Annotated in this window: 14 protein-coding genes; 6 read left to right on the forward strand and 8 right to left on the reverse strand. The window is 69.7% G+C overall.

All coding sequences use genetic code 11. The features are described from left to right. Window positions 1–61: 61 nt before the first annotated feature. Window positions 62–919, reverse strand: coding sequence for a helix-turn-helix transcriptional regulator (locus tag Aco03nite_RS30670; protein WP_203800983.1), 858 nt, complete (start codon window positions 917–919; stop codon window positions 62–64). A gap of 225 nt (window positions 920–1,144) precedes the next feature. Here Aco03nite_RS30670 and Aco03nite_RS30675 point away from each other — a divergent pair, with 225 nt between their 5' ends. Next, window positions 1,145–1,888, forward strand: coding sequence for an SDR family NAD(P)-dependent oxidoreductase (locus tag Aco03nite_RS30675; RefSeq protein WP_203800984.1), 744 nt, complete (start codon window positions 1,145–1,147; stop codon window positions 1,886–1,888). A 414-nt stretch (window positions 1,889–2,302) separates the two neighbouring features. Here the strand turns inward: Aco03nite_RS30675 and Aco03nite_RS30680 are convergent, their stop codons facing one another. Together Aco03nite_RS30680 and Aco03nite_RS30685 are read right to left on the reverse strand one after the other, a co-directional pair. Then, window positions 2,303–4,072 carry a DEAD/DEAH box helicase gene (locus Aco03nite_RS30680; protein WP_203800985.1) on the reverse strand — a complete coding sequence of 590 codons (1,770 nt, stop codon included), beginning with the start codon at window positions 4,070–4,072 and terminating at the stop codon, window positions 2,303–2,305. Between the two features lie 52 nt (window positions 4,073–4,124). Beyond that, entirely contained in the window at window positions 4,125–4,967 is an 843-nt protein-coding gene (locus Aco03nite_RS30685) for an alpha/beta hydrolase (RefSeq protein WP_203800986.1), read from the reverse strand. Between the two features lie 104 nt (window positions 4,968–5,071). Here Aco03nite_RS30685 and Aco03nite_RS30690 point away from each other — a divergent pair, with 104 nt between their 5' ends. Together Aco03nite_RS30690 and Aco03nite_RS30695 are read left to right on the forward strand one after the other, a co-directional pair. Further along, a complete protein-coding gene (locus tag Aco03nite_RS30690; protein ID WP_203800987.1) occupies window positions 5,072–5,410 on the forward strand; it encodes a winged helix-turn-helix transcriptional regulator in 339 nt (112 codons plus the stop codon). Between the two features lie 4 nt (window positions 5,411–5,414). Beyond that, window positions 5,415–6,419 (forward strand): isopenicillin N synthase family dioxygenase, encoded by a 1,005-nt coding sequence (locus tag Aco03nite_RS30695; protein WP_203800988.1) that lies wholly within the window; start codon window positions 5,415–5,417, stop codon window positions 6,417–6,419. A gap of 72 nt (window positions 6,420–6,491) precedes the next feature. Here Aco03nite_RS30695 and Aco03nite_RS30700 read toward each other — a convergent pair whose 3' ends face one another. Continuing rightward, the gene (locus Aco03nite_RS30700) at window positions 6,492–7,373 is read right to left on the reverse strand and encodes a LysR substrate-binding domain-containing protein (RefSeq protein ID WP_203800990.1); all 882 of its coding nucleotides are present in this window, start codon (window positions 7,371–7,373) and stop codon (window positions 6,492–6,494) included. Between the two features lie 82 nt (window positions 7,374–7,455). On the opposite strand from Aco03nite_RS30700, the gene Aco03nite_RS30705 reads away from it, so the two are divergent. After that, window positions 7,456–8,778, forward strand: coding sequence for an aspartate aminotransferase family protein (locus Aco03nite_RS30705; protein WP_203800993.1), 1,323 nt, complete (start codon window positions 7,456–7,458; stop codon window positions 8,776–8,778). Here the strand turns inward: Aco03nite_RS30705 and Aco03nite_RS30710 are convergent. Both Aco03nite_RS30710 and Aco03nite_RS30715 read right to left on the reverse strand, forming a co-directional pair. Beyond that, window positions 8,757–10,106 (reverse strand): HEAT repeat domain-containing protein, encoded by a 1,350-nt coding sequence (locus tag Aco03nite_RS30710; RefSeq protein ID WP_203800996.1) that lies wholly within the window; start codon window positions 10,104–10,106, stop codon window positions 8,757–8,759. The genes Aco03nite_RS30705 and Aco03nite_RS30710 overlap by 22 nt on opposite strands. Window positions 10,107–10,120: 14 nt before the next feature. Then, the gene (locus tag Aco03nite_RS30715; RefSeq protein WP_203800999.1) at window positions 10,121–13,252 is read right to left on the reverse strand and encodes a HEAT repeat domain-containing protein; all 3,132 of its coding nucleotides are present in this window, start codon (window positions 13,250–13,252) and stop codon (window positions 10,121–10,123) included. A 40-nt stretch (window positions 13,253–13,292) separates the two neighbouring features. Here Aco03nite_RS30715 and Aco03nite_RS30720 point away from each other — a divergent pair, with 40 nt between their 5' ends. Then, the gene (locus Aco03nite_RS30720) at window positions 13,293–14,183 is read left to right on the forward strand and encodes an endonuclease/exonuclease/phosphatase family protein (RefSeq protein ID WP_239145567.1); all 891 of its coding nucleotides are present in this window, start codon (window positions 13,293–13,295) and stop codon (window positions 14,181–14,183) included. 6 nt (window positions 14,184–14,189) lie between these two features. Here Aco03nite_RS30720 and Aco03nite_RS30725 read toward each other — a convergent pair whose 3' ends face one another. Next, complete coding sequence (locus tag Aco03nite_RS30725; RefSeq protein WP_203801004.1) at window positions 14,190–15,074, reverse strand: hypothetical protein; 885 nt, start codon at window positions 15,072–15,074, stop codon at window positions 14,190–14,192. Between the two features lie 82 nt (window positions 15,075–15,156). Next, window positions 15,157–15,330 carry a hypothetical protein gene (locus Aco03nite_RS30730; protein WP_203801007.1) on the reverse strand — a complete coding sequence of 58 codons (174 nt, stop codon included), beginning with the start codon at window positions 15,328–15,330 and terminating at the stop codon, window positions 15,157–15,159. A gap of 229 nt (window positions 15,331–15,559) precedes the next feature. Here Aco03nite_RS30730 and Aco03nite_RS30735 point away from each other — a divergent pair, with 229 nt between their 5' ends. Beyond that, a complete protein-coding gene (locus Aco03nite_RS30735; RefSeq protein WP_203801010.1) occupies window positions 15,560–15,748 on the forward strand; it encodes a (2Fe-2S)-binding protein in 189 nt (62 codons plus the stop codon). Window positions 15,749–15,762 lie beyond the last annotated feature (14 nt).

A 15,762-nucleotide genomic window follows, 5' to 3' on the forward strand; every position in this document is an offset into this window, starting at 1 on the left:
CCCGGTGCGTCCTGGCCGGTCGTCGTTTCGGACGAGTCGAAGTGCTGTCGGCCGGCCACCATCAGACCGCCCTGAGGGCACCTGATCGGCGGCCGGTCAGGCGATCGAGCGCCGCCGCGGTCGCCGCGTCAGCCGGAAGATGCACGACGAGACGCTGCTCGTCGGCATCCGGGAGTTCGAGGGTCTCGTAGGCCAGAGCCAGCCGGCCCGCCTCGGGATGTGTCATCCGCTCCACCCCGGACCGGGGCGCCGGCCCGGACGGCGCTGCCATCCGGTCGACGAACTCGCCGCCGGCCAGCACCGTCAGGTCGTCCGCCAACTCGGTGGCATGCCGGTCACCGCGCCTCACCTCGCTCTTGAGCCGGGCCACGTGGTCGTCAGCGATCGTTTGCCAGTCGGGATATGCCGTGCGGGCCCGATCGTCGGCGAAATGCCACCGCACCACGTTGACCCGCCTGCCCTCCAGCAACCCGAGCGGCCGGACCAGAGCCCCGAAACCATCGGTGGCCGCCAGCACGTCACCGAGCCGGTTGAGCACCACGGCGAGCCCTGGCTCGAGACGGTCGAGCATCGCCCGCACCATCGGCCGGACCTCGGCCGCCGGCGTGTGCCCGGACGGGCACATCACCCCGGCCGGCACCTTGCCGAGAAAACGCAGGTGCTTGCGGTCGGCAGAGGTGAACCGGAGCGCGGTGGCCCGCGCGTTGAGCACCTCCGGCGACGGCCGCCGGTCACGCCCCTGCTCCAGCCGCGTCAGATGGTCGACGCTTATCCCGGCCAGGGTGGCGAGCTCGGCGCGCCGCAGGCCGGGAGTCCGTCGCCGGCTCCCGGACGGGAGATCGACCACGGCCGGCGCGGTGCCCTCGCGCCGGGCTCGTAGATATCGCCCGAGTTCGTTGTCGGTCGCTGTCGTCGCCATGCGTTCGAACCTAGCCGCCGGCGGCCGCCGTAAGGAGGCCCTGTCGGTGCTACCACCAGCCTGTTCGCCGGGGCCGGTATCGGCGATACCAGCCTTACCGGTACTGGTATCGGGCCGTGCTCCCGGAACCTGGCCCCACCGTTACCAGCTTCAACAGGGCCTCCCAGCGGGCCGAAAAACCGGGCAGGGTGGACGCATCCGACGGGGAGGAACGAAGCAATGGACATGAGACTCGCGGGACGGACCGTGATCGTCACCGGTGCGACAGGTGGGCTGGGTGACCCGATCGCCCGGCGCTTCGCGGCTGAGGGCGCCGACGTGGTGCTGACCTATCACGAGGCCCGAGGCAAGGCGGAGAAGCTGGCTGCCGACCTGGGCGGCCGGACCCTCGTCGCCCGGCACGATCTCGGTGATCCCGACACCGCCCGAGACCTGGTCGAGGCGGTGATCGCCTGGTCCGGCCGCATCGACGTGCTGGTCAACAATGCCGTCCGCTGGGGCTCCGCGCAGCCGGGCGGGAGCTTCGACGAGACGCCCGACGATCTCTGGCATCGGGTCGTGCGGGACAACATCGAGGGTGCGCTGACACTCAGCCGGCTCGTCGCTCCGCACATGCGGGAGCGTCGCTGGGGCCGATTGGTGCACATCTCGTCATCGATCGCGACACAGGGCATGGCCGGCGGCGAGTTCTACGGCGCGGCCAAATCCGCCCTCGCGGGGTTCAACCGTTCGGCAGCGTTCTCCCTGGGCAGCTACGGCGACATCCTGACCAACGTGGTCTCGCCGGGTCTGACCCGGACCGTCACCAACGGGCACATCGCCGACTCGGTGCCGGAGAGCTACTACGGCCAGATCCCGCTCGGGCGTCTCCTGACCGCCGACGAGATCGCGGCCCCGGTCGTCTTCCTGGCATCCGCGGCGAACACCGGCATCACCGGTCAGGTGATCGCCGTCGATGGCGGTTCCTGAGCAAGAGCGGTCCGGGTGCCGGGGACCGGTCACTGGGGGCGCCGCCGGGCGGTAAACGCGTGGTGCGGGCTTTCGAAGCGCTCAAGAATGCCGGGCCGCCGAGCCGCCGGGCCAAGAATGCTGGGCCGCCGAGCCGCCGGGCCAAGAATGCTGGGCCGCTGGGCCGCTGGGCCGCCGGGCCGCCGGGCCAAGAGTGCCGGGCCGCCGGGCCGCCGGGCTAGGAATGTATTGGGCCGCTGGGCCGCCGAGCCAGGAATGTGCTGGGCCGCTGGGCCAAGAAATGCCGGGCCGCCTGGCCGATAACGCGGGGCCTTTCGAGGGCTGTGGGGGAGCGGGATCGTGGCTGTTCAAGGAATGCATAGACCGAGGGCGGTGACGCCGCCCGGAGTGTGGGGGCGTCACCGGCCGGTGGGGTCAGCGGGAGAAGCGCTCGCGGCGAACGTCGGGGCGGCGGCCTCGGATCGCGGCGTTCTGAAGGGCCTTGATCACTCGGTCGGCGGCTGCCTCCGGGACCTCGACCAGAGAGAAACGGTCGGTGATCTCGATGGCACCGACGTCGCGGCCCTGCAGACCGGCCTCGCCGGCGATCGCGCCCACCAGGTCCTGCGGGCGCAGACCGGCTCGGCGGCCGAGGCCGACGAAGACCCGGGTCGTGCCGCGGCCCGGGCGGGACGACTGGGCCCGGCCGTCACGCTGGCCGGGACCACCACGTTGCCCCTGGCCGCCGCGCGGGGACTGGTTGCGGGACTCCCACGACGACTGATCGCGGGAATCGCGGGAATCGCGGGAATCGCGGGAATCGCGGGAGTCGCGGCGGCGGTCGCGCGGGGATTCGACCAGCGGGATCTCGGTCTCGTCGATGTCGCCCCGGGTGTTCTCGTGCAGCAGCCGCAGACCGGCCAGGGCGATCTGCTCCAGATCGATCTCGTCGGTGAGCGAGGCGAGCAGCGACCGGAAACGGTCGAGATCGTCCTGCTGGGCGGCGGCCCGCACCGTCTCCTGCAGCAGCTCCAGGCGCTTGGCGCGCAGATCGGCCACCGTCGGCAGCTGTTCCGGCTTGACGCGCTGACCGGTGAGCCGCTCCACCGTCTGCAGCAGGCGCTGGTCGCGGGGCTCGATCAGGGTGATCGCGGCACCCTCGCGCCCGGCGCGGCCGACCCGGCCGATCCGGTGCACGTAGGCTTCCGGCGCCGTCGGCAGGTTGAAGTTGATCACGTGGGTGAGCAGGTCCACGTCCAGGCCGCGGGCCGCCACGTCGGTGGCCACCAGCAGCTCGGTGTGACCGGCGCGGAGCCGGCCCATCACCTTGTCCCGCTGGTCCTGGCCGAGACCGCCGTGCAGCGCCTCGGCGCGGTAACCCCGGCCGTTGAGGCCTTCGGTCACCGAGTCGACCTCTTCGCGGGTGCGGCAGAAGACGATCGCGGCGGCCGGGGCCTCCACGTCCAGCACCCGGGCCAGTGCGGTCATCCGATGACCACGCGGCACCAGGTAGGCGCTCTGCCGGACCTTCGGCAGCCGGTCCGCGGCGGCGGTGTCCCGGCCCATCCGGATGCGCTGCGGGTCACGCAGATGCTTGCGGGCGATCGCGTCGATCCGCGGCGGCATCGTCGCCGAGAAGAGCACGGTCTGCCGCTCGGTGGGGGTTTCCGACAGGATCGCCTCGATGTCATCGGCGAAACCCATGTCCAGCATCTCGTCGGCCTCGTCGAGCACGACGGTGCTGATCATGTCGAGGCGGAGGGTGCCCCGCTCGATGTGGTCCAGGACCCGGCCGGGGGTGCCGACGACGACGTCGACGCCACGCTCCAGAACCCGGAGCTGGCGGCTGATCGGCTGGCCACCGTAAACCGGCAGCACCCGCACGTTCAGGTCCCGCCCGTAACGGTGGATCGCCTGGGACACCTGCTCGGCCAGCTCACGGGTGGGCACCAGCACCAGCGCGCCCGGGTCGTTCGAGGTGCCGCCACTGAGCACGTGCAGCAGCGGCAGCGCGAACGCCGCGGTCTTGCCGGTGCCGGTCGCGGCCTGCCCGACGAGGTCGCCACCGGAGAGCAGCGGCGGGATCGCCTCGCGCTGGATCGGGGTCGGTTCCTCGTAGCCCAGATCGCTCAGAGCCTTCAACAATTCGGGACGCAGACCGAGGGCGGAGAATCCCGCATCGGCGCCCACCAGATCTTCATCCATGAGTCAAGGATATGACCAGCCGTTCCGGACCGCTTCTCGCGGTCGGGTCCGATCACCTGGGGGAAAGATGCCGGTGAATGAACGAGGCGGCGGCGTCTGCGGCCCGCGTCACATGCGGTTCCACGTCGTAGAGGTCGATGTGCCGCTCGGTGTCGAGCCACAGCAAGTCCTTCGGGCCGGGCGCCAAATCATGAACATCCGAGGCCAGAGCAGGGGAGCAGTAGTCGTCGGTGCGCCCGTGCACCACCAGGAGCGGGGTGTCCCCGAGCAGCGGCGCCGCCCCGAGGACGTCGAAGGTCATCAGCGAGTGCAGCGATCCCCATGTGACGCGGTTCTCCCAGTGCTCGGCGGTGGACCGTGTGGTGCCGTAATAGGTGTAAGGCTCGTCACCACCCATGGCGGCCGGAGCGCCGCCGGCGGCGACCGCGGGGAGTTCTTCGTCATACCGTTCGATGAAGGTGGCCAGCGACCTGCGGTAACCGGCCGGGTCGCCGGCGCTGAACCGGACGGGACTGTTGTAAGCGCCCGCGATCCCCACCACGGCCCGCAGCCGCGGATCGGTGGCGGCGGCCCGCACCGCGTAACCGCCGCCGAGGCAGATGCCGACGATGCCGATGCGGTCGGTGTGCTCGGTGAGAACGGTCACCGCGGCGCGCAGATCGGACAGCTTGCCCTGGGTGTCCTCGTGGCCTCGGCGCCCGCCGCTCTGCCCGAAGCCCCGGTGGTCGATGGCGAGCGTGGTCACGCCACGGTCCCGCAACAGTGCGGCGTACAGCCCGGCGACCTGCTCCTTCACGCCCGTGAACGGACCGGTCAGCACGACTGCGGGCGCGTCCGGCCCGGCTACGGACAGGTCTCCGGCGAGAGTGATGCCATCGGCGGTGAAAGTGATCATTTCGGCCCCGTGTCTGTCGACGTCTATCGTTGGATCGACGGTAGGCGGCCGGTGTCCACCCGTACCAGAAGGCACTTCGGGGTGCCCTTGGAGATGAGGACGACGTGCTGGTGATCCCGGACGTGATCGAGGAGGGCTGCACGACCCGGCAGGCCATCGAGCGGCTGGCGTCGAAGTGGCGGGTGCTGGTGATCTACGCGCTGCTGGCCGGCCCGCAACGGCATGCGGAGTTGCGCCGCCGGATCGCCGGCATCACCCAGAAGATGCTGACCGAGACGTTGCGCGACATGGAGAGCGACGGTCTCGTGGAGCGCCGCGTGCTGAAGGAGACGCCGCCGCAGCACGTCGAGTATTCGCTGAGCCCTCTCGGGAAGACTCTTCAGGAGCCGTTGGCCGCGATCTGCGCATGGGCGGCGGAGCGCAACGGACACGGCGGAGACTGAGATCATGGTTTCCGATTTCGTGGTCCCCACCGTGGACATCAGCGCCTGGGTGAGCGGTGAACGGGACGAGCAGACCGTCCGGGAACTCGACCTGGCCTGCCGTACCGTCGGATTCGTGCAGATCGTCGGGCACGGGGTGCCGGCCGAGGTGACCGACGGTCTGGCCGATGCCATCGACGGGTTCTTCGGGCAGTCGCTGGAGGCGAAGAAGCGCTGGATCCGGCCCGCGAGCGAGAACCGGGGTTACAGCCCGCCGAAGAGCGAGTCCCTCAGCTACAGCCTCGGGGTCGACCCGGTCGCCCGGATGAACGACTACTTCGAGGCGTACAACATCGGGGTCGGGAAGAACACCTGGCCGGACGAGCCGACGGCGTTCCGCCCACAGGTGGAGGCGCACTTCCGGGAGGCGCGGCGGGTCGCCGAGACGTTGACGAGCATCTTTGCGGCGGCGCTCGGTGTCGAACCGGACTTCTTCGACCGGATCGCCGGGAACTCGATCGACGTGCTGCGGATGAACAACTACGCGCTGGAGCCCGGCGAGATCGAACCGGGCGCCGACCTGACCGGCATGGGCGAGCACACCGACTTCGGCATCGTCACCGTTCTCTGGGCCGACCAGGTCGCCGGCCTGCAGGTCCTCGGCACCGACAACGTCTGGCACGACGTGCAGCCGGCCGACGGCGCCCTGCTCGTCAACCTCGGCGACATCTCCGCCCGCCTCACCAACGACGTGTGGATGTCGACGCTGCACCGGGTCAAGCCACCGATCGTCGGCGGGACCATCGAGCGCCGCCGCTCGGCCGCGTTCTTCCACGACGGCAACGGCGACGCTCTGATCGAGACGCTTCCACGGTTCGTGCCGGAGGGTGGGGTGCCGCTGTACGAGCCGATCACGGTCGCCGAGCACATCGCCGCCAAGCTCGCCGGTTCCCGTGAAGGTCACAAGAACACCGGCGCGGTCCGTGACGCGGCCCGGGTGTTGGCCGCTTCCCCGGGCGTGACCAGGTGAAACCACTGCTGGACGAGCCCAGGGCCGTCAGGGTGCTGAGCAGCGCTTCAGGCCGGAACCGCGGTCGGGTCGTCAGCCTCGGAGGGCGCTGAGGACGGCGCTCACCTCGGGGCGGAGTACCGGGGAACGGCGGACGGCGGCGGTGATGCGGCGGGTGACCGGTGGGTCGAGAGGGCGGGTGATCACCTGGTAGCGGGGGTCGACGGCGAGGCTGGGCAGCAGTGTGATCGAGCCGCCCTTCTCGACGTGGCGCAGCGCCAGCATGTAGTTGTTGAAGCGGCAGATCACCGTGGGTTCGAAACCGGATTCGCGGCACAGGCGGGTGGCCAGCGACGACATGTACGAACCCGCCACGTCGAAGGTCCAACGCTGGTCGGCACAGACGGACAGCGAAACGGCATCAGCGGTGGACAGCGCACTGCCGGACGGCATGACGAGAACGATCTCGTCTGCGGCGATCGGTACCAGGTCGATCGTTGGGTCCAACTCGGCGCCCGCGAAATCCGCCGTCGTGATGATCACGTCGACGTCGCCGCGGCGGAGGGCCGGCATGCTCTCGTGCGGTTCCAGTTCGAGCAGCACCACGGTCAGGTCGGGATGGCGGGCGGCCAATGCGGTCACCGCCGGTTCGGCCAGCGTGTGCACCGCGCTCTGGAACGCGGCGAGCGTCACCGTCCCGACCGGTTCTTCGGCGAGCCCACGTAATTCGGCTTCGGCGGCGTCAATCGCGGCGAGGATCTCCCGCGCCCGCCCGGCCAACAGCACTCCGGCAGCGGTCAACCGCACCTTCCGGCCGGTACGTTCCAGCAGCGCGGTCCGGGTCTCCCGCTCCAGGGTCGCGAGCTGCTGCGACACCGCCGACGGGCTCATGTTGCCGTGCTGCGCGACGGCCCGCACGGTGCCGTAGGTCGCCAAGTCGGCGAGCAGCCGCAGCCGCCACGGGTTGAGCGTCACGCCGCGACTGTACGGCTCTGCTTAACAGCATCGGCGAAAATGTGAGATGGACCCGATCAGCACCGGTGCCTAGCGTCGGAGCATGACTGATTCCTTCTGGTCCGACGCCGATCGTCACCTGGTCCGCTACTCCGGCGCCGGCCGTTTCGTGCCGGAGATCATCGAGCGGGCCGAGGGCAGTTTTGTGTTCACCGCCGACGGCCGGCGGCTGCTCGATTTCACGTCCGGGCAGATGAGCGCCATCCTCGGGCACTCGCATCCGGCCGTGGTGGAGACGATCCAGCGGCAGGCCGCGACCCTCGACCACCTGTTCAGCGGCATGCTCAGCCGCCCGGTCGTCGACCTGGCCCGCCGTCTCGCCGAAACACTGCCGGATCCGCTGGAGAAAGTGCTGCTGCTCACCACCGGCGCCGAGTCGAACGAGGCCGCGATCCGGATGGCGAAACTGGTCACCGGCGGCCACGAGATCATCTCGTTCGCCCGGTCCTGGCACGGCATGACGCAGGCGGCGGCGAGTGCCACCTACAGTTCGGGCCGCAAGGGTTACGGCCCGGCCGCGCCCGGTAACTTCGCCATCCCCACGCCGAGCGCCTACCGGCCCGACTTCACCACCGCCGACGGTGAGCTGGACTGGCAGCGCCAGCTCGATTTCTCGTTCGATCTTTTCGACGCCCAGTCGGTCGGCGCACTGGCCGCTTGCATCGTCGAGCCGATCCTCAGTTCCGGAGGCGTCATCGATCTGCCGCCCGGTTACCTCGCGGCGTTGCGTGACCGGGTTCACGCGCGCGGCGGTCTGCTGATCCTGGACGAGGCGCAGACAGGTCTCTGCCGGACCGGCGAGTGGTACGCGTTCCAGCGCGACGGCGTCACCCCCGACATCATCACGCTCTCCAAGACGCTCGGCGCCGGCCTGCCCCTGGCAGCGGTGGTGACCAGCGCGGAGATCGAGCAGACCGCCCACGACCGGGGTTTCCTGTTCTTCACCACGCACGTCTCGGACCCGCTGGTGGCCGCGGTCGGCAACACGGTCCTGGACGTCCTGGAGTCGGAAAAACTGGACGTGAAAGCGGCAGATCTTGGCGCCTACCTACGCAAGGGCCTGCTCGATCTGGCTCAAAAACATGAGGTCATTGGTGACGTACGCGGGCGCGGGCTGCTCGTCGGCCTGGAGCTGGTCCTCGACCGCACGACCCGGAAGCCGGCCAACGAGTTGGGCACCGCCGTCACCCGACGGTGCCTGGAACTGGGCCTGCACATGAACGTGGTCCAGTTGCCGGCGATGGGCGGCGTCTTCCGCATCGCTCCCGCCCTGACCTCCACAACGCAAGAGCTGGACCTGGGCCTGCAAATCCTGGACCAGGCGATCACCGAGGAGACCGGCCGTCAGGTCAGCAGCGCCTCGTAGAGGTGCCGTTTGTCCGGCCGGGCGTGGTCCGCCGCGTAGCGGAGTGCAGGGGTTGCGGCCGGGCCGAACCTGGTCAAGCCTTCGGTCGCGGCGCGGCGGACGATGGGGTGCGAGTGCGTCAGCAGGGTGATCAGCGCGGGGATCGCCGGCTTGTGGTTCGCGTGACTCAGGGTTTTGATCGCGGAACGGATCAGGTCGGGTTCCGGGTCCTCCAGCAGGATCGTGGTCTGCCGCAGATAAGTGGGGTGGTCCAGCAAGCGGCGGCCCAACCGGTGAGCGTGCGCGCGCAGACGTGATTCCGAATGCTGCATCAGGTCGTTCAGAAGTTGCACCAGCTCGGGATCCGGTTTGCCGTCGGCCGGTCGACTGTCCTCATAGGCCTCGGCGAGTCGCGTCAGCGCCCGCCGGGCCGGGGCGACGGGTCCGGTGCGAACTTCAGCGAACAGTTCGGCGCGGGACTGGCCGGCGGTGTCGGCGGTGGGTTCCGGCCGTTCACGGAGCGTGGCAAGGACGGCGGTGCCGGCGAGGTCGGCGGTGTCGGTGGTGTCGGCGGTGACAGTGGTGTCGCCGTTGAAGGTGGTGCCTTCGCCTTCGCCGGTGATTGTCCTGGTACGGAACGGTCCGTCTGTGAGGACGAGGCGGTCGGCCAGATCTGGGCGGCCTTCCGTCTGGAGTCGACGGCGCGTTTTGTCCAGGAACGGGGTGCGCAGCAGCGTTTGGCCGGCCAGAAGATCGAGGAAGCCCCAGGAACCGGAGTCGAGACGGCTGTGGAGCCGTTCGGCCAGAGCGTCGGCCGGGACGCGGTGCAAGACCTGGGTGGCTGTCGCACGAGCACGGGGATCTTCGCTCTCCCACCACTCCAGCATCAGCGGAACCAGCCGGTCCGACATCAGCGGGACCAGCCGGATCAGGTCGGGATGGGCGAGGCCGGCGACCACCTGAAGGAGGCGGGCGGGATCAGCGTCTTGCAGGACGGACTCGTCTTGCAAGACGGATGCGAAGCCGGCTCGTGCCAATTCGGCGGTGACCTTCAGGTCGGCGCGGCCCTGCAGGAAGGCGTGCAGGACGGCACGTCTGATCTCCGGCTCGGGCCAGTCGCGGAGTGCGGTTGCCGCCGCGTCACGCCGGTCGGCGGCTGGGCCGGTGAGATCGGCGAGCAGACGATCACGTTGTGTGGCTGAGCGGGGCTGGTCGAGGTCGCCGTCCCGGGCGGTCCGCGGGGGAGAAGACGAGAGAGCGTGGGTCCACGACGGCGCACCGATGGGCTGGAGAGCCTCCAGCCAATCCACGATCCGGGGCCGGACCGCCTGGTCAGCGGAGGAATACACGTCGATCAGAGATATCAGGCGAACCCGGGCCGGGATCGGATGATCATCGCAGTTCCGGAGAGCGGCGGAGGAACCAGCGGAGAGATCGTAAAGGCGGTGAAGGACTCCGGGGTGCGGACTGCGGCTTTCAGAGCGTCCTGCCAGATCACCAGATCAGGATCGGACACCGGAGGTCGCCCCGGGGAGAAGGTGCCGGGCGGGGAGAAGGTGCCGGGTGGGGAGAGGGCACCGGGTGGGGAGAGGGTGCCGGATGGGGAGGAAACATCGGGTGGGGAGAAGACGTCGCGGAGGACGGCGGGTTCGGCCTGCCACGGATCCGGGCCCGAGCGGGCTGCCGCCAGCGCCCGGTCGACGTCGGTTCGGGTCAGCACCGCTCCGCACAGGCGTAGCAGCGGCAGTACGGAGCGGTGCCCCAGGGCGGAGACCGGAAGAGCCCTGACCCGAGCGGCGACATCGAGTGCCTGAACGGTGCTCAGCGTGGGGACGACCGCTTCGAGGATCGGTAGGAGATCGGCGGCGGACAGCGCCTCGATGAACGTACCGGCAAATCGGTGAAAGGTCTTGATCTCGTCGGGAGACCACGGAGCCGGGCAGATCTGTGGGATCAGCGGAAGGACCGACGGATCAGAATCGGCCAGCTGAAGCCAGTCGGCGAGCATCGGGCGCAACCGGGTGAGTTGTTTCGGCGGGTGCTTCAGGACGCGGCGGGCGATCGTGGTGTCCCAGCCGCCGGATTCCAGCAGGTCGATGTCGTCGAAGGTCGGCGCCGTCGCGGCAGGCGCGGTGATCCCGTGTGCCTCGAGCTGCTCCGACAGGTCCGTGACGGATCCGGCGGCGAGCCGCACCCGGCCGTCGGCCACCAGGGCGAGCAGCCTCCGGGCGACCGGCGAACCCTGCCGGGCCAGGGCATCGACCGCCCGCGCCGACAGCACCCGGTCGAGCGCGAGAAGAAGGAGGTCAGCAGAGAAGGCGTCCTCGGCCGCGGCCAGGACGGTGGCCGGATAAGCGTCACCGAGAGTCGCCCGCAGCGCCCGGATCAACGCGTCCCGCAGACCCGGATTGTCATGCCGGCCCAGCCAGAAGAGCATCTTCGGTACCGCCGTCGCTGAACCGGCGTGGACCAGCGCCTCGGCCGCCGCCTTCTTCACGCTCATGCTGTGCCGGTCCAGACCCGTCGCGATGGCCGGAGCCGCCCACCCGGCCCCGACCCGGCCCAGGGCGGCCAGCGCATGCCGCACGGTCTCCGGATCAGGGGCGGTGGTCGCGACGACGAGGCTCGCTGACATGGCGTCGGCATCGAGAAGATCGATGACATTCTTGCGTACGTGCCGATCATGGTGCCGCAACATCCGGTGCACCCGGGCGTGAATGCCCGGATAGCGGACACCCCGCAGCAGGTGCAGCAGATCGGCCCGCTCGGCACTGGACAGATCGTTGCGGTCGAGCAGATCCAGCACCACGGTCGCGAAGAGTGCGTGCCCCGCCTCCTCAGCGCTGTCGGCCTCCCGCAGACAGAACGGCCGCAACTTCCCCCGATCATGCAACCGGGCGCCGAGCTCCCGGATGGCGGTCACCGCCTCGCCCGGGAAATCGGGATCACCGGCGTCCCAGTCGGGGAGTTCGGTCAGATCCGCGGCCGGAGTGGCCACGATCCGCAGCACGATGTCAGCGATGACCGGCAACGTGCCGGCGTCCCCGTTACGGGCCAGCCGCACCAGCGACCCGATCGGCTTCCCGGCGTCGATTCCCGCGCTGAGGAGGGCGAGTTCCCGCGGATCAGCGGCGCCGAGGTCGGTCACGATGCGGCCGGGCAGGTCGTGCGGATCCAGCCGGGCCAGGATCGACCGCCGCTGTACGGGGTCGTCGGTGAGGTGCCACAGCAGTTCGAGGGCACGATGCCGAACCGACCGAAGATGAGGCGCGATGTCACCACCGAGCCCGTCGGCCAGAACGGCGGCGGTCGCTGGCCCACCGATGGCTTCGAGCGCGTCGAGAGCGGCCTCCGGCGCCCGGGCGAGTGTGCCGAGGACCGCGTTCTCGGCCGGCTGATGACGCAGCGCACGGATCGCGGCCAGGAACGGCTCGGGCCGGGCCGCCGACGGCAGCTGCCGGGTGACGAACTCACCGACGGCCAGGTCACCGCTGCCCTGTCGTTCCAGCGCGACAAGAAGGTCGAGCCGCCGAGGCCAGGAGTCGTTCGCGCCCACCAGGGCATGAAACGCCTGGTGACGACTGGTGAACAGGATCGTCGCGGTCTCCGCCGCGGACACCCGGTGGTCCGCGAGAGCCAGCGCGACAACCCCCGCCGCATCGTCGCCACCGGGAAAGATCCCACGCCGGTGCATGGCCCGCAGACAGCCGACGGCCGCCCCGGCGAACAACAGCGGGTCACCGTTCGCAACGGCCGTGATCCGCGGGATCTCCGTCCGCCCGGCCAGGTCACCCAACGCGACGAGCGCCGCCTGCCGTTCCCGGGGCGGCACATCCGCATCCGTGATGACCTCCCACAGCAGGTCACCGTGCCCGTGCCGGGCCGCGACCCGGATCCCGGCGGGCAGAAGAACCCGCAACCGATCACGGGGAATCGGCGTGAACGCGGCCCACGGTTCGGCGAGCTCCGACAGAACGTCCGGCGCGACCTCCGGACTGTCCAACAACCGGACCAGCTGCTCCCGAGCCCGCAGCGCGCCGTGCAAGGCCTCGCGGACCAGCCGCAACGCCGCCGCGTGCAACACTGGATCGTCCCGCCGGATCAGTTCGTCGATCAGCTCCGCGGGCCGCCCGGTGTCGACGGCGGCGATCCCGCCGACAGCCTGCCGGAGCATCTCCCCACCCGGCTCGTGCGAGAGGATCTCCGGCGCACCGGCGATCGCGGCCCGGAGCCAGGCAAGACGAACAGAAACTTCAGTTGCTGCGGTACGCCACCCCGGCGCGACCTCCCACCCGAACCGCTGATGGAGCCGGGCGAGCAGAACCTGCCCCTCAGCCGTCGTGGCGGCGAGACGCTCCAGACCCAGACGCCGGAACCGCGGGTCCTCGTGATCGACGAGCAGCTCCAGCACACCCGGCGAGTCCACGTGCGCGGCGAGCCAGTCCAGATCACCCCGTCGGACGGCCTCCCGAACCGGACCGCTCACAGATGTCATGCCGACCGATGCTATCCGGGCGGCTGTTACCGTCGGGACCGTGCCGATCGTCCGAACGCTGCTGCTTCTGGCGCTTCTGGTCGGTTGCACCCAGATTCCGGGCGCCGCGACGGTGCCGATCGTGACGGAGACGCTCGTGCGGGAGCCGATCGCCGAACTGAAGGTGATGACGTTCAACCTGCGGCACTCCGGTGACGCGCCGCCGCGGTCGTGGGAGTTGCGCCGCCCGGTGATGCGCGACCTGCTGACCACCGCCGGCCCGCATCTGCTCGGCACCCAGGAGGGCCTGCCCGACCAGCTCGCCGACATCGAGAACGACCTGGGCGACCACTACGACCGGATCGGTCTCGGCCGGGACGGCGACGACCGGGGCGAGCAGATGGCGATCTTCTTCGACACCACCCGGCTGGCCCCGCGCGAGTTCGGGCACTACTGGCTGTCGTCGACCCCGGAGGTGCCGGGCTCGGCGAGCTGGGGGACCGCCTTCGCGCGAATGGTCACCTGGGTGCTCTTCGACGACCTGGAGACCGGCCGCCGGTTCTACGCGGTCAACACCCACCTGGACCACATGAGCGCGGACGCCCGGTTCCGCGGCGCCCGGCTGATCACCGAGCGGATCGCCGGGTTCGAGAAACTGCCGGTGGTGATGACCGGTGACTTCAACAGCCCGGCCGGCCCGGCCAGCGAGCCGTACCGGGTGTTGACCGAACAGGCCGGATTACGGGACGCCTGGGTCGGCGCCCAGGTCCGGGGCCCGGAGTTCGGCACGTTCCACGACTATCAACGGCTGGTCCCCGGCGGTCGCCGCATCGACTGGATCCTGACCACCCCGGACGTCACCACGACGGCCGCGATGATGAACACCACCGGCCAGGACGCCCTGTACCCGAGCGACCACCTGCCGGTGCAGGTCCGGCTGCGCCTTCCGTGATCCGCCTCAGCCGAGCTTCTTGGCCTCGGTGACGGCTTTGCGCCAGCCGGCCCGGACAGCGAACAGTTTGTCGCGGTTGTCGGCGCGCCATTCCGGGATGCGGTCGGCCAGCAGGGTCATCGCGGCCTCGTAGGCGGGACGGCGACAATCCGCGTCCGCCTTGTACGCCTTGTCGATCGCGAGCAGTCCGGTGCGCCATTTCAGGGTGGCCGGTTTGCCGGGCAGCGGCGCGAATCGGCGGTCGAGCCGGGGCGTGAGCAGGAAGTCGCTGCGGTCCGGGACGGTGAAACCGTGCCGCTGCTTCATGCAGTTCTGATAGCCGGCCATCGCCGCCACCACCGACGGATCACCTTGCACCGGCGCCAGCAGGTCGCTGAAATCGCCGAGTTCCATGACCCCGGCCGGCGGCTCGAAGTCGTGATAACCCCGGTTCTGGAACGCCGCCGCGCACTTGTTGAGCACCGGCACGTCGGCCTTCGCGGCCCTGCGCTGGATCGCTCCGGCCCGCTCCAGCCGGGCGATGGCGAGCTGGTTGAGCACCAGGCGCCGGCCGTGGCTGGTCAGCGAGTCGACGATGGTCGCCCGGCTGTCCCCGTACCCGAGGTCCTTCGGCGAGAAAATATCAAAGAAACTTACATACGGTACGGGTACGTACGGTCGTTTGGCGGCCTGCATGCAATCCGCGACGCCACCCTCGACCCGGTGATAGTTGAGCAGCTCGACGGCCTTCCTCTCGTCGAGGTTGCCGCCGATCTCGATCGCCAGCTTGTCGAGCTGGGCCGCGGTGGCCGCCAGATCGGGGGCGGCCTCGGACTGCGCTCCGCACGAGATCGGTGCGGCGGACAGCAGCACGGCGGCCAGCAGTCCGGCCGCCTTCTTGACCCGGTTCATGGCCGGTCAAACGACGCCCCCGCTCCGGCGGTGACGGAGCCACGTATTCACATATTCGATTCTCAGCTCCGGCACAGCCCATTCATGGGCGCGGGAAATGCTCGTACAGGTCATCCGGGTCGAATTCGCCGTCGAGGTCGTCGCAGTCGAAGTCGGGTTCCGTGGCCGGGGTGCTGACCTGCGGGGACGCCATCCACCAGGGCCTGGTCACGCGTACGCCGAAAAGGGTGTGGTCCTGCCGGGAGTCCGTCGACATGGCGCTCTCCGAATCCGAGCCGAATGGAATGCCCAGACATTAAGAAAACGGCAAGAGCGCTGTCAACGATGCGCGGCCGTACCCGCGCGTTGCACATGTGGATCGTAGGCCGGGCACAGTTCGGACACAGTGGATCCGCAAGATCGTCCCCGAGGGACTCTTGCGGGATTCGTGGTTTTTAGGGCAGCCTAACGAAGGTAAGGCTAGGCTACCGAAGGATCCACGCTCGATGTTCGTCTGTATCTGTCACCACGTTCGCGAGCGTGAGGTCCGACTTGTCATCCGGGCCGGCGCCCACACCGAGGAATCCGTCGGGGATGCCTGCGGTGCCGGCACCGGCTGTGGCAGCTGCCTGGACCGGATCTGCGACCTGATCGAGGAGGAAACCGCCGACACGTGCCTACCGCTCGTCGCTTAGCGTAACCGCTCGGT

Origin of the sequence: Actinoplanes couchii (genome assembly GCF_016862075.1) — a bacterium.
GTDB classification, from domain to species: Bacteria; Actinomycetota; Actinomycetes; order Mycobacteriales; family Micromonosporaceae; genus Actinoplanes; species Actinoplanes couchii.

Coding starts and splice junctions, on each gene's coding strand:
- Aco03nite_RS30695 (WP_203800988.1), top strand. CDS start 5,415: ATGGTTTCCGATTTCGTGGTCCCCACCGTGGACATCAGCGCCTGGGTG.
- Aco03nite_RS30680 (WP_203800985.1), bottom strand. CDS start 4,072: ATGGATGAAGATCTGGTGGGCGCCGATGCGGGATTCTCCGCCCTCGGT.
- Aco03nite_RS30670 (WP_203800983.1), bottom strand. CDS start 919: ATGGCGACGACAGCGACCGACAACGAACTCGGGCGATATCTACGAGCC.
- Aco03nite_RS30730 (WP_203801007.1), bottom strand. CDS start 15,330: ATGTCGACGGACTCCCGGCAGGACCACACCCTTTTCGGCGTACGCGTG.
- Aco03nite_RS30725 (WP_203801004.1), bottom strand. CDS start 15,074: ATGAACCGGGTCAAGAAGGCGGCCGGACTGCTGGCCGCCGTGCTGCTG.
- Aco03nite_RS30685 (WP_203800986.1), bottom strand. CDS start 4,967: ATGATCACTTTCACCGCCGATGGCATCACTCTCGCCGGAGACCTGTCC.
- Aco03nite_RS30715 (WP_203800999.1), bottom strand. CDS start 13,252: ATGACATCTGTGAGCGGTCCGGTTCGGGAGGCCGTCCGACGGGGTGAT.
- Aco03nite_RS30675 (WP_203800984.1), top strand. CDS start 1,145: ATGAGACTCGCGGGACGGACCGTGATCGTCACCGGTGCGACAGGTGGG.
- Aco03nite_RS30705 (WP_203800993.1), top strand. CDS start 7,456: ATGACTGATTCCTTCTGGTCCGACGCCGATCGTCACCTGGTCCGCTAC.
- Aco03nite_RS30735 (WP_203801010.1), top strand. CDS start 15,560: ATGTTCGTCTGTATCTGTCACCACGTTCGCGAGCGTGAGGTCCGACTT.